This is a genomic window from Mycobacterium simiae (assembly GCF_008370645.1).
GTDB lineage: Bacteria > Actinomycetota > Actinomycetes > Mycobacteriales > Mycobacteriaceae > Mycobacterium > Mycobacterium simiae_A.
Genome location: NZ_VTZN01000092.1, coordinates 1 through 21063, shown reverse-complemented (window position 1 = coordinate 21063; position 21063 = coordinate 1). Strand labels below are relative to the sequence as shown.

Sequence of the window (21063 nt, the reverse complement as noted above, 5' to 3'; positions counted from 1 at the left end):
TCGCCGGCGCGCGCATCGAGCCACCGTGATCCACCCCGCCACCGACTGCGCATCAGAAAACGCATACCCACCACCGCCGCCCACCGCCGCCGGCGCCATCGCAAACACCATCACCCACGACCTCCGACTTACTGCCCGCCGACAAACGTCAGCCGATCATAAACCGCACCCGCCAACCCGGCAGCACAATACAAACCCCACACCAGCCCACAGAGCGCATTGCGCTAGCTGCGACATTTGCGCTTCGAGCTGGGGCCTCACCACCGTCGCCGCTGCACCGTGGCTCGATCCGGCAGATCAGCGCCGGCGCGCGAGACGGTCAATGCCGACGCCAAGGCGGCGACTTCCAATGCCGCCGTCAGCGCGTCCAGCTGTATCGCGCGCAATTCGGCTCGCCGGTCGGCCCCCAACAGTCCCAGGTCCCACAGCGCGTCGAGCAGGCCGACCATGTACGCGTCGCCGGCGCCGACGGTGTCCACAACCTGAACCGGCCGGGCGGCGGCGGGCCACTCCAGCCGCGCACAAGGCTAGTGAGCCGCGCTCGCCCATTGTCAACGCGACGATCGCCGGCCCCGACGCCAGCCAGGTGCGAGCGGTGTGCTCGGGGGCGCGGGTGGGAACCAGGTACCGCAAATCCTTGTCGCTTACCTTGACGATGTCGCTGCGCTCCATCAGGTGTTCGATGCGTGTGCGGGCCAGGTCCCGGTCGGCCGTCACAGTCCGGGTCGAACGCATAGCTGGCCGAGCCGTCCGCACCGATCTTCGCCACGGCGGTGGGCGTGCGCTTGGCGGTGTTGCTCCCTGGAACAAGCTGTGCGCCGGCCGCTTTGACGTAGTCGGCGATCCTTCGGCCGGGCGCGTCGTCGCCGACGTGGGTCAGCAAATCGACATCGCGGTCCAACTTGGCCAGTCCCACCGCGACATTGAGCGGGCTGCCGCCGACATGCTCGGCTTTGACCGGACCATCGACGATGTCGATCAAGGCTTCGCCGATCACCAGCGCGCGCGCCATGTCGACAGGTTACGTTGAACGCATGGGTTCGGCGCCGGTCTGGCCTCCTGACGGGGGGGACGGTCCACGGGTAAAGCTGACCAATGCCGACAAGATCCTCTACCCCGCGACTAGCACCACGAAGTCGGACATCTTCGACTACTACACCCGCATCGCTGAGGTGATGGTGCCGCACATCGCGGGGCGTCCGGCAACGCGCAAGCGCTGGCCCAATGGGGTGGACCAAACCTCGTTTTTCGAAAAGCAGCTCGCGTCGTCGGCGCCAGACTGGCTGCCGCGTGCCAGCGTGGCGCACCGGTCTGGAACCACCACCTACCCGATCATCGACAGCGCGATCGGGCTGGCCTGGATAGCCCAGCAGGCGGCCCTGGAGGTGCACGTGCCGCAGTGGCGATTTGTCGCCGAGTGGACGCGCAGCGGCGCGGAGGAGTTGAAGCCCGGCCCGGCAACACGATTGGTCTTCGACCTCGACCCCGGCGAGGGCGTGACGATGGCCCAGCTGGTTGAGGTGGCACACGCGGTGCGGGAGCTGATCGCCGATATCGGGCTGACCACCTTCCCGCTGACTAGCGGCAGCAAAGGCCTACATCTCTACACGCCGCTGGACGAGCCGGTCAGCAGCAGGGGCGCGACAGCGCTAGCCAAACGGATTGCGCTGCAACTGGAACATGCGATGCCCACGCTGATCACCGCGACGATGACCAAAAGCCTGCGTTCAGGCAAGGTGTTTGTGGATTGGAGCCAGAACAACGGCGCAAAGACTACGATCGCGCCGTACTCGCTGCGCGGCCGTGAGCTGCCGACAGTTGCGGCGCCCCGGACCTGGGACGAACTGGACCACCCAGGGTTGTGCCAGCTGCGCTACGACGAGGTGCTCAGCCGGGTTGGCCGCGACGGCGATCTGCTCGCCCCGCTGGACGCAGACTTACTCGTGCCGGATCGGCTGACCAAGTACCGCAGCATGCGCAATGCTGCCAAGACACCCGAGCCGGTGTCACATGCGAAACCGGTTATTGGACAAGGAAATACGTTCGTCATCCAGGAGCACCATGCCCGTCGGCTGCACTACGACTTCAGGCTGGAGCGTGACGGCGTGCTGGTGTCGTGGGCGGTGCCCAAGAATCTGCCCGAAACCACCGCGGTGAACCATCTCGCGGTGCACACCGAAGATCATCCGTTGGAATACGCCACTTTCGAGGGCAACATTCCCAAGGGGGAGTATGGCGCCGGCAAGGTGATCATCTGGGACTCCGGCACCTACGAAGCCGAGAAGTTCCGCGACCCCGCCGTAGAAGGGTCCGAAAAAGGGGCCGAAAAAGGGGAAGTGATTGTCCACCTGCACGGCCGTCGGATATCGGGTCGCTATGCGCTGATCCAAACCAACGGTGACCAGTGGCTGGCGCACCGCATGAAGGACCAGAAAACCTTCGAGTTCGACAAGCTGGCACCTATGCTCACCACGCACGGTTCGGTGGCTGGTCTGAAGGCGAGTCAGTGGGCCTTTGAGGGCAAGTGGGACGGTTACCGGCTCCTGGTGGATGCCGATCACGGCACCGTTCGGCTGCGCTCCCGCAGCGGCCGCGACATCACCGGTGAATTTCCTCAATTATGTTCTTTGGCATCAGATCTCGCGGATTACCAGGTAGTGCTAGATGGTGAAGTAGTGGCACTCGACGCCTCCGGCGTGCCCAGCTTCAACGAGATGCAGAATCGGGTGCGCGCCACCCGCATCGAGTTCTGGGCGTTCGACCTGCTCTACCTCGACGGCCGCTCGCTGTTGCGCGCGAAATACCAAGACCGGCGCAAGCTACTGGAAAAACTAGGCAGTGCAGGCAATCTCGTGGTTCCCGAACTGCTGCCCGGCGATGGTACCGAGGCCCTGGAGTACTCGCGCAAGCACGGCTGGGAGGGCGTCATCGCGAAGCGACGCGATTCTAGCTATCAGCCAGGCCGACGCTCGTCAGCGTGGATCAAGGACAAACACTGGAATACCCAGGAAGTGGTCATCGGAGGCTGGCGCGCGGGAGAAGGGGGACGCGGCAGTGGGATCGGCTCACTGTTGATGGGCATTCCCGGCGATGGCGTGCTGCATTTCGCCGGACGTGTTGGCACCGGCTTCACCGAACGCGATTTGGACAGCCTGAAAAAGACGCTGGCGCCGTTGCGTACCGAGGTGTCGCCGTTCGATGCCAAGCTGCCGCCGCGGGATGCCAAGGGCGTGACGTTCGTCAATCCGACGCTGGTCGGAGAGGTGCGTTACAGCGAATGGACCCCAGATGATCGGTTGCGTCAACCCAGCTGGCGTGGGTTGCGTCCGGACAAGAGCCCTAGTGAGGTGGTGCGGGAATGAAATGGGTGACCTATCGAAGTGCCGGCGGTGAGCGTGTCGGCGTGCTCTCCGGTAATGAGATTTATGCGCTGCCAGCGGGTGTGACGCTGCTCAATTTGGTTGAGGGCGGCGCCGACGGACTGCGGGAAGCCGGTGAGAGCGCAGTACGCTCGCCGGCGGCGGTCATTGATCTCGACCACGTGTCGTTGGCTGCGCCGATCCCGCGGCCGCCGTCGATTCGCGACTCACTGTGCTTCCTGGACCACATGCGCAACTGCCAGGAGGCGATGGGTGGCGGCCGGGTACTCATGGATACCTGGTATCGCATCCCAGCGTTCTACTTTGCTTGCCCGGCAACAGTTCTGGGACCATACGATGACGCGCCGATGGCCCCAGGCGGTGTTTGGCAGGACTTCGAATTGGAGATTGCCGCCGTGATCGGGGCCGCCGGTCAGGACCTAACGGTCGAGCAGGCCGAACAAGCGATCATCGGCTACACGATCTTCAACGATTGGTCCGCGCGCGACCTGCAGATGCTGGACGGTCAGCTGCGAATCGGACAGGCCAAGGGCAAAGACAGCGGAGTCACCCTGGGCCCGTATCTGGTGACCGCGGACGAACTGGCGCCGTATCGAAGTGACGGCAAGTTGAGCCTGCAGGTGACTGCGTCGGTCAACGACACGGTGATCGGTTCGGGCTCAACGGCTGCCATGGATTGGAGTTTCGGTGAGGTCATCTCCTACGCCTCCCGCGGGGTGATGCTGCGACCCGGCGACGTCGTCGGCTCCGGCACGGTGCCGACCTGCACGCTGGTCGAGCACCTGCGAGACGGCAATTCGTTTCCCGGCTGGCTACACGACGGCGACGTCGTCACCCTAGAAGTGCAGGGTCTGGGCCAGACACGTCAGACTGTTCGTGCCAGCAGGCCACCAGTTCCGCTGACCCCCCGGCCCAATCCCGATGCCCCAGCTGCCCGGGCCCGAGTCAACCCGGCGCCGGCCCGGGTGCCCTTCACACGCGGGCTGCACGAGGTGGGCGACCGGGTCTGGGCGTGGACACTGCCGGACGGGGGATACGGGTGGAGCAACGCCGGGTTGGTCGCCGGCAACGGCGCGTCACTGTTGGTGGACACGTTGTTCGACCTGGCCCTGACCCGCGAAATGCTGGATGCGATGCAGCCGATCACCGGTCGCGCCCCAATCACCGCCGCTGTTATCACCCATTCCAACGGCGACCACACCTTCGGTAATCAGCTGCTGGACCCTTCGGTGCGGATCATCGCCGCCGCGGGTACCGCCGGCGAGATTGCGCACGACGCCGGTCCGGAGCGGCTGGCCGCGATCCAAACTATGGACCTGGGCCGGGTCGCAACCCGTTATGCGCGAGACCGCTTCGGGCACTTCGACTTCAGCGGTATCACGCTACGCAACGCCGACCTGACGTTCGATCGCGAACTCAGCGTCGACGTCGGCGGCAGGCGGGTGGACGTGCTCAATCTTGGTCCCGCCCATACCACCGCTGATTCGGTGGTGCACGTGCCGGATGCTGGTGTGCTGTTCGCCGGGGACCTGCTGTTCATCGGCTGCACGCCGATCGTGTGGGCCGGCCCGATCGCGAACTGGATCGCGGCCTGTGACGCGATGATCGCGCTGGACGCGCCCGTTGTGGTGCCCGGTCATGGTCCGGTCACCGATCCGGACGGAATCCGAGCTGTCCGTGGTTATTTCGAGCACATTTGCGAACAAGCAGAAACCTTGTACCGCAAAGGTTTGCCATTCGCCGAGGCGGTTCACGCTATCGACCTCGGCGAGTACGCGACCTGGCTGGACTCTGAACGCGTCGTCGTCAACATCCATCAGCGTTACCGCGAACTTGACCCCGACACCCCGCGACCGGAGTTCCTGGGCCTGATGACGATGCAGGCCGAGTGGTTGGCAAGTCGCGTCCGGGCCTAGCAGCGGCGAGCGGTTGTCGGTGTGCGCTTGGCTCCTGTAATACCAGATGCCGAGCGCATCGCCGTTGTTGTGGAGAACGACTTCGAAACTGATCAGAGGTGATCGGCCACAACGTATTCAGCATTCTGACGCCATAACCTTGCGATATGCAGCAGTTGGACTTGGAGGCCGAGATCGGTGAGATTCGGGTCGCGCTGCTCGACCGTTGCGAGAAGCTTGGCGTAATCGTGGCCGAAACGGTGCGCCGCGAGGTCGACTTCTATCGCCATCCCGCACGGATGAGTCGTGACGAACTGACGAATCATTGTGTCAACTACTTGCGGTTCCTGTCGCACGCCCTCGATGGCTTGGCCGATTACGACACCACCGCGGCAGCTCGCACGGGCACCGCAGGGGCGCGCGCCGGCGCGCCGCTGGCAGCATTGCTGGATGCGCATCGCATCGGCTCGCGACTGGTCTGTGCGGAGGTCATTAGTGGCGCGGCAGCTCGACCGCAGATCGGACGCGAGGCCCTGATCAGGACGACTGCTCGGATCTGGCTGGCCCAGGATGCGTTTACCCAGGCGATGATCGGCGCGTATGGCGTAGAGAACAACCGCAAGCTTCTTGCCCAGGCCGCAGAGCGGGCCGCGCTGGCGGAATCTTTGATCGAAGGCCGATTCGTAGCGCAGACTGACCTGCCGGAGATTGCGGCGAAGCTACGGTTACCCACGCGCGGCCCGTACGCCGTTGTCGCGGCCGAGTGCCCGTCCATCGGCAAGTCCGCGCTGCCGGGCATCGAATGCAAACTGCGCAGCCTCGGTATCGCATCGGCTTGGCGCTTGTTGCCCGATGTCCAAGTTGGACTCGTGCATCTTGGCGGCGATTGCAAGCTGGACAGATTGGAGCGGATGCTCAGCGATACCGCGACCACGAGAGTCGGTGTCAGTTCACGATTCGACGATCTCGCTGGTACTCCCGATGCCGTCAGCTATGCGCGGATCGCGCTGTCGGCGGAGCGGGTCGACGGTTCGCATGTCGCGGTATTCGAAGCCGAACCACTGACTATCGCTGCAGTGAGCGCGCCGCGGGTGATGAGGCAAATCGCTACAACCGTTTTCGCCGGATTCGGGGACCTCAATGAAAAGGAGCGCGGCATTCTGTTCGCCACCTTCAGGACGTGGATGAAAGCCGGAGGCTCAATCAACGCCAGCGCCGAACGGCTTTATTGCCATCCCAACACCGTCCGGTACCGGCTGCGCCGCATTGAAGAACGCACTGGAAAGTCAATCGGTCGGCCCCGAGATCTGGCCGAGTTATGCCTGGCGTTCGAGATTGATCAGCGGCTGGCCTGACCCGAGCCTGACCCGAGCGATGAATCGGTCGAGCTCCTGCGGCCCAACTCTCAGAGCTGGTTCTCCGGGCCGATGATCGCCCAAACGGTCTTGCCCGACGAGGTGGGAGTGCTGCCCCAGGCACGGCACAACGCGTCGACAATCGCCAGGCCGGACACGTCGATCCCCTTCGGAGGCGATTTGAGCCGCACGGCTGGGGCGTTACTGGCGTCTGACACCGCAATCGTGGCTGTCGGGCCGTCGTTGAGCACCTTGACCACCGGGTCGCTTCCGCTGTGTTTTAACACGTTCTCCACCAACACGTTGACGACCACCAATGCGACCGGGATCAGCGCGGGCTTCGACCAGGAGGTGAGCCATTCTCGGACCAGCCTGCGCGACTCGCGAAGACTGCTCAGGTTCGCGGGCAGTTGCGCCTGGGCATACCGGACCTTGCGGCGCACCAGCCGAGCGACGGCTTTGATCGCGCCCTTCTCGGTCGGGTAGACAGGCATGAATCGAGCGACGCCGGTGTGGGTGATCGTTTCGCGACTGGCGCGACGGGCGCAGACCAGGACGATCGGAACATTCGGTCGGCTATCGACTTGCCAGCGTGCGCTGATGAAGACCGACCACGCTGTGTCCTCGGGAACGTGAAGTTCGGTCACGTTGACAATGACGGCGCCTGGCTCGTCAAGCGTGGCCTTTGTAATGCTGTCGCGCAACGCCGCGGAGTTGGCGCCATCGAGCACGCCTTCAACGGCCAGGACGACCATCGACTGCTCGGTTCGTGCCGCAATGGCCAGCGAGCCCGGAGATTTTTCTGCGGCGTTCATCGGAGCTGCCCTCTTACGGCCTCAGTCGGACGGCGAGACGTCGGCAACCGGCATGGCGGCTGCATCCTGTCGTCCGGTTTCATGCCCTGCTCCTCAAAACTTGTGTTCCGCTAAGTGCGCTACCGACGCCGCCATCGTTGGCGGCAGAAACTTACATCTTCAGCCATCGGCACCGATTTGGGCAGACCCTGACTGTGCTTGCCGGTCGCTTGTCGGTCAACCGTCGCCGCAGGCGACAGTCACTTGGTCGCGGCGCAAGCCGCGGGCGGGACGGGTCAAGCCCTCGACCGCTCCGGTCTGAAGAGCTGACCGCTACCTCGCCGACCATGTCGTTCTCGTTCGTGTCATCGTCTTCCGCAGCACGAGCCACCCAGAAGGGCTACCCGCAAGACCCTCCGGTGAACCTCCCGGGAAGCAACCAGCCTATCGAGATTCACCTAGTCCAACGCAGCGAATTGGCGCAACAGGGTGGAAAGAACCACCTACTGGTCGCTACTCATATACGGCGGGACGCCCACGCCTGAGACGCAGTGGCCGCCCCAGGGTGTTTGTTCGACAATGCGTGCTGGTGCGCTGCGCTGACCCACGGTCACTGTCACCGCGCGGGTCCGGTGCAGCAAGTTGTGCGGAAGACGATCGAAAACGGTGCCCTGCCAGTGGTAATTGCCGTCGATCGGGTCGAAGTGACCCCGCAGTCGCACCTGCACCGAATGGCGGATGCCGGCAACTTCTAGCGTCGCGTCGCCGTCGTAGGCGTCGTCGTGCGGTGCGCAATATGACAGGTCGAATGCGGACAGCACCGGCGGAGGTTGGGCGGGCTTTAGCTGGGCGCGTTCGTTGAACACCTGCTGACTACTGCCGCGTACCTGGATGCGGCTGCTACGGGTTTGGTGCATGAGCCGCACGCCTTCGGCGATGTAGCGTGCCTGCATGTCGGTATCGGGCCCGGTGAGGAAGAAGTAATTGGGGAAGCCGTACACGGCGACTCCAAAGAAGGGCTCCATACCGTCGTCCCACACCTGCTGGATAGTGAGCCCACGAGCGCCGACGAGCCCCTGATCCAAGATGTGATCGGCGATCGAAAATCCGGTGCCGTAGATGACGGTGTCCACCGGGTGCTCGACACCGTCGCGGGTGCGGATGCGCGCCGAGGTCATCGTGTCGATAGCTGACCCGGCCAGCGCGACCGACGGCCGCTGTGCGGGCGTTCGGATGTGGCTGCCCAGCCAACGTTTGGCCCGGGTCGACCATCGGGGCACTTCGGTGACAACGCGGCGCGGAGGGAAGGGGAAGAGCGTGACCGATGCTGCCTGGGCCAGCCGGCCGAAGTAGTGAGCGGTGATCGAGTCGGTACCGATCAGCGCGATGCGTTTGCCGGCCGGGTCGAAATCGGGGAGCCAGGCCGCCGCGTGAAACGATTCGAATTCAAATTTGTTGCAGCCGTTAATATTTGGTATCCACGGCACAAACAGCGATCGGTCGGTGGCGATGACGACCTGGGCCTGGAAATGCTCGTCGGCGGCTGTGGTCAGCGTCCAAGTGTCGGTGCTGTCGTCAAACACCGACCTGAGCAGTTCGGAGCCTTCGTCCAGGACCAAGAGGTTGGTGACACCCGACAACGCGGCTTCGACACTGCGGCGGCCTGCTTCGGCTCCGACGATGACGACCTGGTGTGTCACAGAAACCTGCTGCGCTTCCAGCCGCGTCGTGCGATCGGGCCCATTAGGCCGATTTCGGTCAAGAACGCCGCCAGCGGAGCAAAGCCGGCAACCTGCATGTCGCGACGGTGCGCGCTGGTGCGCGCAATGTGTCGGGCGCGCTTGGCGTCCAGACCCGAGCGCGCATACGGGATCGGATTACTGAACAGGTAGTTGAAGAAGTATCCGCCCAGCCCGTTGATGTTGGCCATGAACCACCGGTTGAGCCGCGGCATTTCGGCCACCCGCTGGCGCGCTCCGTCGCGCGCGAACTGAATATGGCGGGCTTCCTCGGTGACGTGAATCCGCATGAGGCGCTGGATAATTGGCTGAAGTTCCGGGTCGTCCAGCAGCTGCCGTTGCAGCGAGTCGAAGATTTCCTCCCCAATCAACGCGGCCACCCACAGCATCGAACCTCGCTGGAAGGCCAGCGGAAGGGTGTTGATGATCATCCGGTGAAACCGCCGTGGACGTACCGGCTTGGCGCCGATGCGCTCGATGGCTTTGCCGAACATGACCATGTGCCGGGTTTCGTCGCCCAGCTCGGTGAGCTTGTAGTGGGTGGACCGGCTGGTGGGGTCCTCGTGCAGGATGGTGCGCAGCAACGACTGATTGAGCATGTTCTCGAACCAGATTCCCGCTGACAGCGTATTGACCAGTTCCTGGCGGGACAGTTCGACTTGTTGCTCGCGGGTCATCTCGCCCCACATTGAGGTGCCGTACAGAGACACCAGCTTGGGCGGCAGATAGAACTTGTCCGGGTCCAGCGGAGCGTCCCAGTCGATGTCGACGATGGGCTCATACGACTTCTTGACCGAGCCCTTGAGCAGACGCTCGGAGAACTCCTCGCGACTCGGCCCACTTGGTTTCACCGCAGTGCTCATCGTTCGGTGTCCCTTCATCAGGTACTTCAGACGTTAGGAAGATCACACTCGATAGTCAATACCCAAGGTACCGGGTACCGGCGGTCTCGGATAGCGATTGCGCCGTCTCAATTACCTTGAGTACCTTGAGCCGCATGAGTCGGCACATCCACGTCATCGGCATCGGTGTCGGTGACCCTGAGTACGTGACCGTGCAGGCAATCAACGCGCTCAACGACACCCAGGTCTTCTTTGCGATGGACAAAGGCGAAGCCAAAAGCGACCTGGTGGAGCTGCGGCGGGAGATCTGCGCATCGTTCATCCGCGATCCGGGATACCGATTCGTCGAGCTGCCAGACCCGAAGCGGTCGACTGACTCTCACTATGGCGAAGCGGTTGCTGACTGGCATGCCGAGCGCGCGCGCATCTGGGCGGCGGCCATTGGTGAAGAACTGGGGCCTGACGGCGTGGGCGCCTTCTTGGCCTGGGGTGACCCGTCGCTCTACGACAGCACGCTGCGCATCCTTGATGCGGTGTCCGCCGAAATCGATATCAGCTACGACGTCATCCCTGGTATCACCGCTATACAAGCGCTTACCGCCCGACACCGCATCCCGCTCAACGAAGTGGGCGCTCCTGTCCTCATCACCACCGGAAGGCGACTGCGCGCGCAGGGCGTGACCGGCTCGGCTGTCGTGGTGCTCGACGCCGACTGTTCATTTCAGACCTGTCCGCCGGAGACCCGCATCTGGTGGGGCGCCTACCTGGGTACAAAGGACGAGCTGCTGGTAGCAGGCACAGTCGGTGCGGTCGGGGCACGCATTGCGGCCTTGCGCGGCGAAGCGCGCGCGCAACATGGCTGGATTATGGATACCTATCTCCTACGGACGGCTGATTAAGCGCCTCATGAGCTTCTTGACGGTTTGGCAAGAAGCGCGCGACGCGCCGCCAGTTCGGGGTAACATCTGCTCCTCCCCTTTTTGTGTTGTGAGCCACTTCTCGCGACGGCGGGGTGGTCTTTACGGTCGGGAGGTCTGTCCATGTCGTGGGTGATCGCAGCGCCCGAGTACGTGGCTGCAGCGGCCAACGATCTGGCCGGCATCGGTTCGACGCTCAGTCAGGCCAATGCGGCGGCGCTGGCCCCAATATCGGCGGTGCTGCCCGCCGGTGCCGATGAGGTGTCGGCAGTGGTGACGGCGTTGTTCGCTGCGCACGCACAGGCATATCAGGCACTGAGCGCCCAGGCGGCCACATTCCACCAGCAGTTCGTCCAGCTCATGACTGCCGGTGCGGGCCAGTACGCCGCTGCTGAGGCGGCCAACGCGCTGCCGATGCAACAACGGGACGAACTTTCCACTGAACCGGTGCTGGGGCTCGCCGCGAGCCCAGTCGTGGGCGGCGGGGTCGCGGCTGGGCAAAACGTCGGCGCGGGTGGGTTGGTCGGTGCTGGTAGCTCGCTGACACCAGCACAAGCCAGCGGTAACGCATGGTCAACTGGTCTGCAGGGCACCGCCGAGAACCAGGTGGGTGCCGCAGCAGTCACGGCCCCGCCGGCCGGGGCCGTGACCACGGCCACTTCGGATGGCGCCCTAGCCTCAGCGGAGCCGGCTGGGCCGGTTGCGCTGGCAGGAACGCCACTGGCGGGGCCGCTGTCGGCGCCGCTGGCGCCGGCGGCGCCGGCCGGCTCATCGGCACGGGCGAACTCGGCTGAAGCGCCGGGGACAGGGCCGTCGCATGCGGTGGTGGCTGGGGGCAGCCACGGCCAAGTCGGTAGCGGCAGCGTCGGGTTGTTTGGCAACGGCGGCGCCGGCGGCAACGGCGGGTTCCTGGGTGCTGTCCAACCGTTGAGCAGCGACGTCAGCGCTGCCCCCGAGGCTGCCGTCGGTGCCTCCGGGGGTAACGGCGTCATCCGGGCAGCGGCGGCCCCGGCGGCTGCGGTGGCGCGGGTAGCCAACGCCGGTTGATCGCTAGCGGCGCTGGCCCGTTGTTCGGCCAGAGTTCCACCGGAACGTCCACGTGAGACGTCGAGGTCGCATACGATCTGGTCGCAAAGGTTGCGGTTCACCTATCCGTTATCGAGAGGTGTCGGATGTCGTTCGTAGTGGCGTCGTCGGAGTTGATGACCTCGGCAGCAGCGGATTTGGAAAGTGTTGCCTCGTCGATCACGGCGGCGAACGCGGCGGCGGCCGCACCAACGATAGGCATCTTGGCGGCTGGGGCGGATGAGGTTTCGGCGGCGGTCGCGGCGCTTTTTGGGGCGCATGCACAGGGCTACCAGGCGCTGAGTGCGCAAGCGGTGTCGTTTCACCAACAGTTTGTGCGGGCGTTGGCTTCGGGCGCCAGCGCATACGCGAGCGCCGAAGCAGCTAACGTGTCGCCGTTCCAGGAACTGCTCAATGTGATTAACGCGCCGATCCAGACGTTGTCGGGGCGCCCGCTCATCGGCAACGGGGCCAACGGCGCCCCGGGCACCGGTCAAGCCGGCGGGCCTGGCGGGTGGTTGTTGGGCAACGGCGGCAACGGCGGCTCTGGAGCGCCGGGTCAGGCCGGCGGCAACGGCGGTTCGGCCGGGCTGATAGGTAATGGCGGCAATGGCGCTGTTGGTGGCGACGCGCCAGCAGTTGCCAGCGGCAATGCCGGCTTGGCCGGCGGAAACGGCGGTAACGGCGGTGCCGGCGGCTGGTTGTACGGGTTAGGTGGCAACGGCGGGGCTGGTGGTATAGGCAGCAATGCCAACGGGGCCACGGTTGCCGGCGGTGGGCTGAACGGCGGCAATGGTGGCAATGGCGGTCTAGGGGGCGCTGGTGGGCTGGCATTCGGGCAGGGCGGAGTTGGCGGTCTCGGTGGCAACGGCGGCAATGCGACCGGTGGTACCGGCGGCCAGCTCGGCGGCACGGGTGGAGCGCCAGGCAACGGTGGCGACGGCGGTCACAGCGGCTGGCTTTACGGTGACGGCGGTGCTGGCGGCAATAGCGGCAACGGTGGATCGTTCGTGGTGGATGCCACCGTCACAGCCGGCGCAACCGGCGGTAGCTTCGCCTCGCTGGCCGGCAATGGCGGCAACTCCGGGCTGTTCGGTAACGGCGGCGCCGGCGGAAATGGTGGATTAGGTGGCGCCGGACAGTCCGTTTCCGGCGACCTCACCACCGCCGGCGAGGGTGGCGGTGGCGGCTTCGGTGGCAGCGGTGGCAATGGCGGGTTCCTCTGGGGTAACGGCGGTCCTGGCGGTTTCGGCGGCCACGGTGCCAACGGTGGAAATAACAACGGCACCACTCTTTCGTTCAACGGCGATGGCGGCTTTGGTGGCTTCGGCGGTGGTGGCGGCCAAAGCGGGCTAATCGGCAATGGCGGCAAGGCCGGGGCCGGCGGCAACGGCGGCAACGGGGGTAGCGGCGGCAACCACGCCGGCGATGCCGGTCCCGGCGCGCTTGGCGGCTTCGGCGGCGACGCCTCGTTGTGGGGTAGTGGCGGCGCTGGCGGCAATGGCGGTAACACCGGTACACCCGGCAACGTCGGTGTGGTCAACCAGACCAGCGACGGCGGCAACGGCGGCCAGGGCGGCTTGTTCTTGGGCAACGGCGGCAACGGCGGTAACGCAGGCACCATACCCGTGGGCTTCAGCGCCCCCCCAGGCAACGGCGCTGGCGGCAATGGTGGCAATGCTCAGCTGATCGGCGACGGCGGCAATGGCGGAGCCGGGGCCGGGGCCTCCCAGGGCGGCGTCGGTGGTACCGGCGGCGCCGGTGGGCAGCTGTTCGGGACCCGCGGAACCGACGGACCGCCCTAGCCATCTTGAGCATCGCCGTGCGGGCAGGTTTAGCGAAACGCCCGAGTTCGGCGCCGCGCTCGCATAGGCTCAGCCCTTAAGTGCCGAGATCGACGATGATGGCGGTTCAGGAGGTTGTCAGATGTCTTTTCTGATTGCGTCGCCGGAGTATCTGGCTGCCGCCGCAACGGATTTCGCAAGCATTGGCTCCTCGATCACGGCGGCTAACGCGGCGGCGGCGGCACCGACGATGGGTGTCTTGGCGGCCGGGGCTGATGAGATTTCGGCGGCTGTCGCGGCGCTTTTCGGCGTGCACGCACAGGGCTACCAGGCGCTGAGCGCTCAAGCGGCGTCGTTTCATCAGCAGTTTGTGCAAGCTTTGACTTCGGGCGCCGGAGCCTATGCGGCCGCTGAGGCGGCCAGCGCGTCTCCGCTCCAACAGGTTCTGAACGTGATTAATGGGCCGACCCAGACGTTGTTGGGGCGTCCGCTGATCGGCAACGGGACCGATGGGGCGCCGGGGACGGGACAAAACGGTGGGCCCGGCGGGCTGCTCTTCGGCAACGGTGGCAACGGCGGCTCCGGCGGGATGGGGCAGAACGGCGGTGACGGCGGTGCTGCGGGTCTGATCGGCAATGGCGGTATTGGTGGCGCAGGCGGCATCGGCGCGCCGGGCACTCCCGGGTCGGGCGGCGCCGGGGGTGCGGCCGGTAACGGCGGCGCCGGTGGGGCCGGCGGTTGGCTGTTCGGGAACGGGGGAGCCGGCGGGGCCGGCGGTGTCGGGGGAGCCGCTCTCGACCTCGGTACCGGTGTCGGAATCAACGGTGGCGCCGGCGGCTCTGGAGGCGCTGGTGGCCAAGGCGGGCTGCTATTCGGCCGCGGTGGTGACGGTGCGACCGGCGGAGACGGCGGGGCCGCGTTAGGCGCCACCGCTGGCGCCCAACCCGGTGGGATCGCCGGTCCTGGTGGCAATGGAGGCGGCGGCGGCGACGGCGGTTGGCTGTTTGGCGACGGGGGAGCCGGCGGAAATACCGGCAACGGAGGGTCTTTTGTATCGCAAGCAAGCGTCTTAGCCGGGGCAAGCGGTAACGGTATAGGCGGCTTCCCCGCGGTAGCCGGCAACGGCGGCAACGCAGGGCTGTTCGGTAACGGGGGAGCGGGCGGACATGGCGGGCTGGGCGGGACCGGGCAGTCTAGCAATACGGCTAGCGGGCCCGGCGGTAGCGGGGGCTTTGGCGGCTTCGGCGGCAACGGCGGACGCGGCGGGCTGATTTGGGGTAACGGCGGAACGGGCGGGACTGGTGGGCAGGGTGGTGCCGCCGGCGACGCGACCGCCTTCGGGTCTGGTGGCCTGGGCGGCTTCGGCGGTATTGGTGGCGCTGGTGGGCGATCCGGGCTAATCGGCAACGGTGGCAACGCTGGCGGCGGTGGGCACGGGGGTACCGGCGGCACGGATGGGACGAACTTTTCGCAAGGTGGCACCGGTGGTTTCGGCGGCTTCGGAGGCGACGCATTGCTGCTCGGCCACGGGGGTGCCGGCGGCAGCGGCGGTAATACAGCGACTGGCGTGGTGGTCCAGATAAGCGACGGCGGTGGCGGTGGCGACGGCGGATTTTTCTACGGAAATGGCGGCAGAGGCGGTAACGCCGGCACGGCGGCGATGGTCCCGGTCCTTGCTAGTGGTGTTGGTGGTAGCGGCGGAGATGCGCAGCTGATCGGCAACGGCGGCGACGGCGGGGCGGGCGCCGGGGCGGCCTTCAACGGAACGGGCGGCACCGGCGGCAACCGCGGGGTGTTGTTTGGCCTTCCGGGTATCCCCGGGCCCGCGTAGCCATAACGCGCATGGACACCACGCTGCCACGGTCGGCAGACTGATGAGGTGCCCGAACTTCCCGAGGTCGAAGCACTGGTCGACCATGTGCGGCGCAACGCCGTCGGATTGACGATCGGCCGCGTTGACGTCGCTGCGCTGTCGGTATTGAAGACCTTCGAGCCGCCCGTCAATGCTCTGCACGGCCACACCGTCGTCGCGGCCGACCGGTGGGGCAAGTATCTGGGTGTGCGGGCCGGTGAGCTGTGGTTGATCGCGCATCTGTCACGTGCGGGCTGGTTGCGCTGGTCGGACAGGCTGGCAGCGGCCCCGCTGCGGCCGGGCAAAGGTCCGATCGCGTTGCGCGTTCACCTGGGCAATCCGGGCGACGCTCCGGGTTTCGACCTTACCGAGGCCGGTACCCAGAAGCGCCTGGCGGTTTGGCTGGTCGACGATCCGCAGCAGGTGCCGGGTATTGCCGCGCTGGGACCCGATGCGCTGGACCTGAGTAGCGACGAGCTAGCCACGCTACTGGCCGGCAACACTGGTCGGATCAAGACCGTGATTACTGACCAGAAGGTGATCGCCGGCATCGGCAACGCCTACAGCGACGAGATTCTGCACGTCGCGAAGATCTCGCCGTTCGCCACGGCCGGAAAGCTCTCGGAAAGACAACTTGTCACCTTGCATGACGCGATGGTGTCGGTGCTGTCCGACGCGGTGAACCGGTCCGTCGGCCAGCAAGCCGCCAGCCTCAAAGGCGAGAAACGCTCGGGGCTGCGGGTCCACGCGCGCACCGGGCTGCCCTGCCCGGTCTGCGGTGCCGCGGTGCGTGCAGTGTCGTTCGCGGACAAGTCTTTTCAGTACTGCCCGACGTGCCAGACCGGCGGCAAAGTGCTGGCCGACCGGCGCATGTCGCGGCTACTCAAGTAGGGCTGCGAGCGTCGACTTGTTGTGCCAGGTACTCGGTGTTCGGCCCGATAACTCGACGTTGGGCGGGCAGTCGATATGCTGCTCGCGGTGACCCGCCAGAAAATTCTCATCACCGGCGCCAGTTCGGGCTTGGGCGCGGGGATGGCTCGCGCCTTCGCCGCCAGGGGTCGCGACCTGGCCTTGTGCGCCCGCCGCAGCGACCGGCTAGATGATCTCAAAGCTGAACTATCGCAGCAGCATCCGAACATCAAGATCGCTGTGGCCGAACTGGACGTCAACGACCACGACCAGGTGCCCAAGGTGTTCGCCGAACTCAGCAACGCGATCGGGGGTATCGATCGCGTCATTGTCAACGCCGGCATCGGTAAGGGCGCGCGGCTGGGCTCAGGCAAGTTGTGGGCCAACAAGGCCACCATCGAAACCAACCTGGTCTCCGCTCTCGTGCAGATCGAAACGGCACTGGAGATGTTCCACAAGAGCGGATCTGGGCATTTGGTGCTCATCTCGTCAGTGCTCGGCAACAAAGGGGTGCCCGGCGTCAAAGCCGCCTATGCCGCAAGCAAGGCCGGATTGAGCTCCCTAGGTGAATCGCTGCGCGCCGAATACTCCACGGGTCCCATCAAGGTCTCGCTGATCGAGCCGGGCTACATCGAGTCGGAGATGACGGCCCAGTCGGCGACCACAATGTTGATGGTGGACAACGAGACTGGCGTCAAAGCTCTCGTCGACGCAATCGAGCGTGAGCGGGGACGGGCCGCGGTGCCGCGGTGGCCATGGGCGCCGTTGGTGCAGCTGTTGCGGGTGCTGCCGCCGCAGCTGGCCAAGCGGTTCGCCTAGCGCCACTTCCACTGTGAATCCGACGACGGCTCGCCGAGGTTGGTGATTACCCGGCCCGCCCACGTTCTACCCGGTAACGGCGCACCAGCGCATCGGTCGAGCTGTCCGACTGCGGTGCGGGCGAAGCTTCGCCGGTGATCACCGGAAGCAACGCCTTGGCCTGCGTCTTACCCAGTTCCACTCCCCACTGGTCGAACGAGTCGATGCCCCACACCACGCCCTCGGTGAACACCTGATGCTCGTAGAGGGCGATCAGTTGCCCCACTACCGAGGGGGTAAGCCGATTGGCCAGGATCGAGGTTGACGGCCGGTTGCCGGGCATCACTTTATGCGGCACCACGTCGGCTGCGGTGCCTTCGGCTGCGATCTCCTCAGCGGTCTTGCCGAACGCCAGCACTTGGGTTTGCGCGAAGAAGTTGCTCATCAGCAGGTCGTGCATGCTGCCGGTGCCCTCGACGGTCGGCAAGTCGTCAAGGGGTTGGCTGAAGCCGATGAAATCGGCGGGCACTAACCGGGTGCCCTGATGCAGCAATTGGTAGAAGGCATGCTGTCCATTGGTTCCCGGCTCGCCCCAATAGATATCGCCGGTATCGGTGACCACCGCCGTACCGTCAGCGCGGATGGACTTGCCGTTGGATTCCATGGTCAGCTGCTGCAGATAGGCTGCGAAACGCGCCAGGTCGTTTGAGTATGGCAACACCGCGCGCGATTGCGCCCCCATGAAGTTGGAGTACCACAGCCCGATAAGGCCCAGCAGCGCCGGCGCGTTGGACTCCGGCGGTGCGGTTTTGAAGTGTTCATCGACGATGTGAAACCCGGATAGAAAGTCTGCGAAGGCTTCTCGGCCGATGGCGGCCATGACCGACAGTCCGATCGCCGAATCCACCGAATAGCGCCCCCCAACCCAATCCCAAAAGCCGAACATGTTGTCGGTGTTAATGCCGAAGTTGTCGACCAGGCGCTTGTTGGTCGAGACGGCGACGAAGTGTTTGGACACCGCCGCGTCGCCCAGCGCATCAGTGAGCCAGCGACGAGCGGCAGTAGCATTGGTCAGCGTCTCCAAGGTGGAGAAGGTCTTCGACGCGACAATGAAAAGTGTTGTGGCAGGCTCTAAGTCGTCGAGTTTGGCGATGAGATCGGCCGGGTCAACGTTGGAGACGAAACGGGCCGAAATCCCGGCATCGGCGTAGTGGCGCAGCGCCTGGTACACCATTGCCGGGCCGAGGTCCGAACCCCCGATGCCGATGTTGACGACGGTGTTGATCCGCTTTCCGGTGGCACCGCTCCATTCGCCGCTGCGCAGCCGGTCGGTGAAGTCGCCCATCGCGTCGAGGACGGCATGCACGTCCTCGACCACGTTCTGGCCGTCGACAATAAGCTCGGCGTCGCGGGGCAGCCGCAGCGCGGTGTGTAGGACCGCGCGGTTCTCCGACGTGTTGATATGCGCACCGGAGAACATTCGGTCGCGGTGTTCTTCTAGTTTGGCGGCACGGGCCAGGTCGATCAGCAACCGCACTGTCTCGCGGGTGATGCGGTGCTTGCTGTAGTCGATGTAGAGGTCGCCAACGGTGATGACGAAATCGCGGCCGCGACTGGGATCGTCGGCGAATAGCCGTCGCAGGTGAGCTTCACCGATCTCACCGTGGTGTGTGCGCAGAGCTTCCCACGCCGGGGTGGCGGTGATGTCGGGGATCGATTGCTCGGAGGTCATGGGTTCCTTCCGGTTGCCAAGGGGGCGGGCAATATAGCCTGCGGCTACTACGCGCACCTAACATATCTCGACGTTCGCCAAACGGCGGCCATTGCCGGCTTCTGGTCTTGTCTCATGGTGTCGGGTGCCCGCTTCAGGATGGCCTCGAGGCGCCGGCGCTCGTCGAACCCATGTGGTCGTACGCGGGATCCCATGCGCGAGTTCGTTGCCTACTCTGGCGGCCGGCGCTGTTTTCGCCAAGGCGAATCACCCTTGACCACAAGGTAATTCACGAGCTTGCTATGGGCCCTCGGCAATGTGCTAGTCCGCTGACGCACGCCCAGCTAGCTGGATCCTAGGACTTGTTGCAGATCGGGCAGCATGGCCTGCAGTTGGGCACCCCAATACGACCAGGTGTGGGTGCCGTTCGCCGGAAAATTGAACACCCCGTTGCGCCCACCCGCGGCCTGGTACCGGGCCTGAAAAACCTTGTTGCTGATACGCGTGGCGCTTTCCAGCAGGCTGGCGTCCAACTTGGTGGCACTTGCCACGTCCGACGTCCCGCCATTGCCCGTATACACCCAGATGCGGGTGTTGTTGGCGACGAGCTTGGCGGCGTGGACCGTCGGATCGTTGCTCGCCCAGGCCGGGTCGGTGGGTGGCCCCCACATCGCATCGGAGTGAAAACCGCCAGCGCCCAGTTGCGCGGCACTGACGAGGGATGGCCACTGCCCGGCGGACAGGTTAAGGAAGCCCGACATCGAGGCGGCGTAGGCGAAGTTGTCGGGGTGTTTGGCCGCCAGGATCAATGCCGCCGATCCGGACATCGACGCACCCACTACGGCACTCCCCGACGCGCTGATCCCGTTACGAGCAGCCAAGAAGTACGGCAGTTCCTCGGTCAAGAACGTTTCCCACTTGTACGTCCACGCCCCGCCGTTTCCGACGGCCGGTTGATACCAGTTGGAGTAGAAGCTCGCCATGCCGCCGGTGGGCATGACGAGCGAAAGGCCGGACTGGTCGAACCATTCGAACACGGGTAGGTGGATGTCCCAGCCGTTGTAGTCGTCGCGAGCGAGCATGCCGTCGAGCAGGTAGACCGCGTGCGGACCGCCACCTTGAAATTCCACCTTGATCTGCCGGTGCATCGACGGCGACGGGACCATCAGATACTCGACGGGCAGGCCACGTCGCGACCATGCCGATGAGGTGGCCGAACTCGTCGCCAGCACTGCCAGCAGGGCGAGCAATGCGGCCGCTGAGATAAGCGTCAGACGGCGTAATTGTGCGACCTCAGCTACCTTTGCTGTAACCATTTCGGCGGAATGTACCGCAAGGATGCAGATATCCGCGATAAGCAGCGAAAATAGTGATCTATTAGTGACCCAGCCGACCCCGGCCAAGCCGTAGTAATAGCATTGCCAGGTCCTTGCCATCGGGTCCGAGTTCGCTGTAGCGCTCGATGACCTGCATCTCCCGGTTGTGCACCAGCCGAGTGCCCCCGGAAGCCATTCGGACCTTGCCGATGGCCTGGGACACTTCAGCGCGTCGCTTGACCGCGGCGAGGATCTCGCGGTCCAACCGGTCTATCTCTTCGCGCAGCTCGCCGATGGTGGGCAGTTGCTGGGTATCACTGTTCATCTCTGCTGACTCCGCGTTCTCGTGCTGCGGGGAGTGTGGCTTCATCCGGTATTAGGCCTCCACAAGAGACGAGCCCCGAACCCGGAAGCGGACCACGGGGCTCTTGCAAAAGCAGCTAAACCACGGGCACCGCTGGTCGGTACCCATAGAGAAATCGGAGCTGCGCTGTGAGCACCAAGTGAGTGTGCCATCAAGGGCCGCACCTGCGCAAAGAACGAGCGGACCGAGGGGGCCGGTGCTGGCGCTTGAATGTTCGGCTGGGTTCGCCATTCGGCTGTGTCCGTGGTGGATGCCACCTCGGTTGCGCTGCGATTTCGATTGTGCAGCAACCGAGTCCGACAGGCGTTGCGAGAACCTGCGGCGCAGCGTTCCGGCGGTGAC

15 protein-coding genes and 2 pseudogenes are annotated in these 21063 nt (G+C 65.0%); 10 read left to right on the top strand and 7 right to left on the bottom strand.

Going from position 1 to position 21063, the window contains the following annotated elements:
* Window positions 1–257: 257 nt before the first annotated feature.
* A pseudogene (locus F0Q45_RS15310) lies at window positions 258–1012 on the bottom strand (PfkB family carbohydrate kinase).
* Window positions 1013–1034: 22 nt separating this feature from the next.
* Here F0Q45_RS15310 and F0Q45_RS15305 point away from each other — a divergent pair.
* The 3 genes from F0Q45_RS15305 to F0Q45_RS15295 all read left to right on the top strand — a co-directional run bounded on the left by F0Q45_RS15305 (window position 1035) and on the right by F0Q45_RS15295 (window position 6630).
* Complete coding sequence (locus F0Q45_RS15305; RefSeq protein WP_149654747.1) at window positions 1035–3362, top strand: ATP-dependent DNA ligase; 2328 nt, start codon at window positions 1035–1037, stop codon at window positions 3360–3362.
* On the top strand, window positions 3359–5296 hold the full coding sequence (locus tag F0Q45_RS15300) for a fumarylacetoacetate hydrolase family protein (protein ID WP_149654746.1): 1938 nt from the start codon (window positions 3359–3361) through the stop codon (window positions 5294–5296). The genes F0Q45_RS15305 and F0Q45_RS15300 overlap by 4 nt, the downstream gene beginning before the upstream one ends.
* A 146-nt stretch (window positions 5297–5442) precedes the next feature.
* Window positions 5443–6630 carry a PucR family transcriptional regulator gene (locus F0Q45_RS15295; RefSeq protein WP_149654745.1) on the top strand — a complete coding sequence of 396 codons (1188 nt, stop codon included), beginning with the start codon at window positions 5443–5445 and terminating at the stop codon, window positions 6628–6630.
* A 50-nt stretch (window positions 6631–6680) separates the two neighbouring features.
* Here the strand turns inward: F0Q45_RS15295 and F0Q45_RS15290 are convergent, their stop codons facing one another.
* The 3 genes from F0Q45_RS15290 to F0Q45_RS15280 form a co-directional block, all read right to left on the bottom strand.
* Window positions 6681–7445, bottom strand: a complete 765-nt coding sequence (locus F0Q45_RS15290; RefSeq protein WP_149654744.1) for an STAS domain-containing protein — start codon at window positions 7443–7445, stop codon at window positions 6681–6683.
* A 482-nt stretch (window positions 7446–7927) separates the two neighbouring features.
* Window positions 7928–8911: a DUF4873 domain-containing protein gene (locus tag F0Q45_RS15285; RefSeq protein ID WP_262491024.1), complete on the bottom strand. Its 984-nt coding sequence runs from the start codon at window positions 8909–8911 to the stop codon at window positions 7928–7930.
* Window positions 8912–9120: 209 nt separating this feature from the next.
* The gene (locus tag F0Q45_RS15280) at window positions 9121–10026 is read right to left on the bottom strand and encodes an AurF N-oxygenase family protein (protein ID WP_149654742.1); all 906 of its coding nucleotides are present in this window, start codon (window positions 10024–10026) and stop codon (window positions 9121–9123) included.
* Window positions 10027–10160: 134 nt separating this feature from the next.
* Between F0Q45_RS15280 and cobF the strand changes: the two genes are divergently transcribed.
* The 7 genes and pseudogenes from cobF to F0Q45_RS15250 all read left to right on the top strand — a co-directional run bounded on the left by cobF (window position 10161) and on the right by F0Q45_RS15250 (window position 17351).
* The gene (gene cobF / locus F0Q45_RS15275) at window positions 10161–10904 is read left to right on the top strand and encodes a precorrin-6A synthase (deacetylating) (RefSeq protein WP_149654741.1); all 744 of its coding nucleotides are present in this window, start codon (window positions 10161–10163) and stop codon (window positions 10902–10904) included.
* Between the two features lie 141 nt (window positions 10905–11045).
* On the top strand, window positions 11046–11969 hold the full coding sequence (locus tag F0Q45_RS29940) for a PE family protein (RefSeq protein ID WP_306439443.1): 924 nt from the start codon (window positions 11046–11048) through the stop codon (window positions 11967–11969).
* 125 nt (window positions 11970–12094) lie between these two features.
* Window positions 12095–13792 carry a PE family protein gene (locus F0Q45_RS15265; RefSeq protein WP_149654740.1) on the top strand — a complete coding sequence of 566 codons (1698 nt, stop codon included), beginning with the start codon at window positions 12095–12097 and terminating at the stop codon, window positions 13790–13792.
* Window positions 13793–13913: 121 nt separating this feature from the next.
* Entirely contained in the window at window positions 13914–15602 is a 1689-nt protein-coding gene (locus F0Q45_RS15260) for a PE family protein (RefSeq protein ID WP_149654739.1), read from the top strand.
* 48 nt (window positions 15603–15650) lie between these two features.
* A pseudogene (locus tag F0Q45_RS29355) lies at window positions 15651–15893 on the top strand (DNA-formamidopyrimidine glycosylase family protein); the annotation flags it as partial.
* Window positions 15894–16046: 153 nt separating this feature from the next.
* The gene (locus tag F0Q45_RS29350; protein WP_262491023.1) at window positions 16047–16514 is read left to right on the top strand and encodes a zinc finger domain-containing protein; all 468 of its coding nucleotides are present in this window, start codon (window positions 16047–16049) and stop codon (window positions 16512–16514) included.
* Between the two features lie 87 nt (window positions 16515–16601).
* Entirely contained in the window at window positions 16602–17351 is a 750-nt protein-coding gene (locus tag F0Q45_RS15250) for an SDR family oxidoreductase (protein WP_188112966.1), read from the top strand.
* A gap of 46 nt (window positions 17352–17397) precedes the next feature.
* Here F0Q45_RS15250 and pgi read toward each other — a convergent pair whose 3' ends face one another.
* The 3 genes from pgi to F0Q45_RS15235 form a co-directional block, all read right to left on the bottom strand.
* Window positions 17398–19062 (bottom strand): glucose-6-phosphate isomerase, encoded by a 1665-nt coding sequence (pgi, locus tag F0Q45_RS15245; RefSeq protein WP_149654736.1) that lies wholly within the window; start codon window positions 19060–19062, stop codon window positions 17398–17400.
* Between the two features lie 323 nt (window positions 19063–19385).
* Window positions 19386–20357, bottom strand: a complete 972-nt coding sequence (locus F0Q45_RS15240) for an esterase family protein (RefSeq protein WP_188112965.1) — start codon at window positions 20355–20357, stop codon at window positions 19386–19388.
* A 61-nt stretch (window positions 20358–20418) separates the two neighbouring features.
* The gene (locus F0Q45_RS15235; protein ID WP_149654735.1) at window positions 20419–20727 is read right to left on the bottom strand and encodes a chorismate mutase; all 309 of its coding nucleotides are present in this window, start codon (window positions 20725–20727) and stop codon (window positions 20419–20421) included.
* Between the last annotated feature and the right edge of the window lie 336 nt (window positions 20728–21063).

Bases quoted from the DNA above. Each gene is read 5' to 3' on its own strand.
- pgi (WP_149654736.1), bottom strand. From the start codon at position 19,062: ATGACCTCCGAGCAATCGATCCCCGACATCACCGCCACCCCGGCGTGG.
- F0Q45_RS15265 (WP_149654740.1), top strand. From the start codon at position 12,095: ATGTCGTTCGTAGTGGCGTCGTCGGAGTTGATGACCTCGGCAGCAGCG.
- cobF (WP_149654741.1), top strand. From the start codon at position 10,161: ATGAGTCGGCACATCCACGTCATCGGCATCGGTGTCGGTGACCCTGAG.
- F0Q45_RS15280 (WP_149654742.1), bottom strand. From the start codon at position 10,026: ATGAGCACTGCGGTGAAACCAAGTGGGCCGAGTCGCGAGGAGTTCTCC.
- F0Q45_RS15300 (WP_149654746.1), top strand. From the start codon at position 3,359: ATGAAATGGGTGACCTATCGAAGTGCCGGCGGTGAGCGTGTCGGCGTG.
- F0Q45_RS15290 (WP_149654744.1), bottom strand. From the start codon at position 7,445: ATGAACGCCGCAGAAAAATCTCCGGGCTCGCTGGCCATTGCGGCACGA.
- F0Q45_RS29940 (WP_306439443.1), top strand. From the start codon at position 11,046: ATGTCGTGGGTGATCGCAGCGCCCGAGTACGTGGCTGCAGCGGCCAAC.
- F0Q45_RS15240 (WP_188112965.1), bottom strand. From the start codon at position 20,357: ATGGTTACAGCAAAGGTAGCTGAGGTCGCACAATTACGCCGTCTGACG.
- F0Q45_RS15305 (WP_149654747.1), top strand. From the start codon at position 1,035: ATGGGTTCGGCGCCGGTCTGGCCTCCTGACGGGGGGGACGGTCCACGG.
- F0Q45_RS15260 (WP_149654739.1), top strand. From the start codon at position 13,914: ATGTCTTTTCTGATTGCGTCGCCGGAGTATCTGGCTGCCGCCGCAACG.
- F0Q45_RS15235 (WP_149654735.1), bottom strand. From the start codon at position 20,727: ATGAAGCCACACTCCCCGCAGCACGAGAACGCGGAGTCAGCAGAGATG.
- F0Q45_RS15295 (WP_149654745.1), top strand. From the start codon at position 5,443: ATGCAGCAGTTGGACTTGGAGGCCGAGATCGGTGAGATTCGGGTCGCG.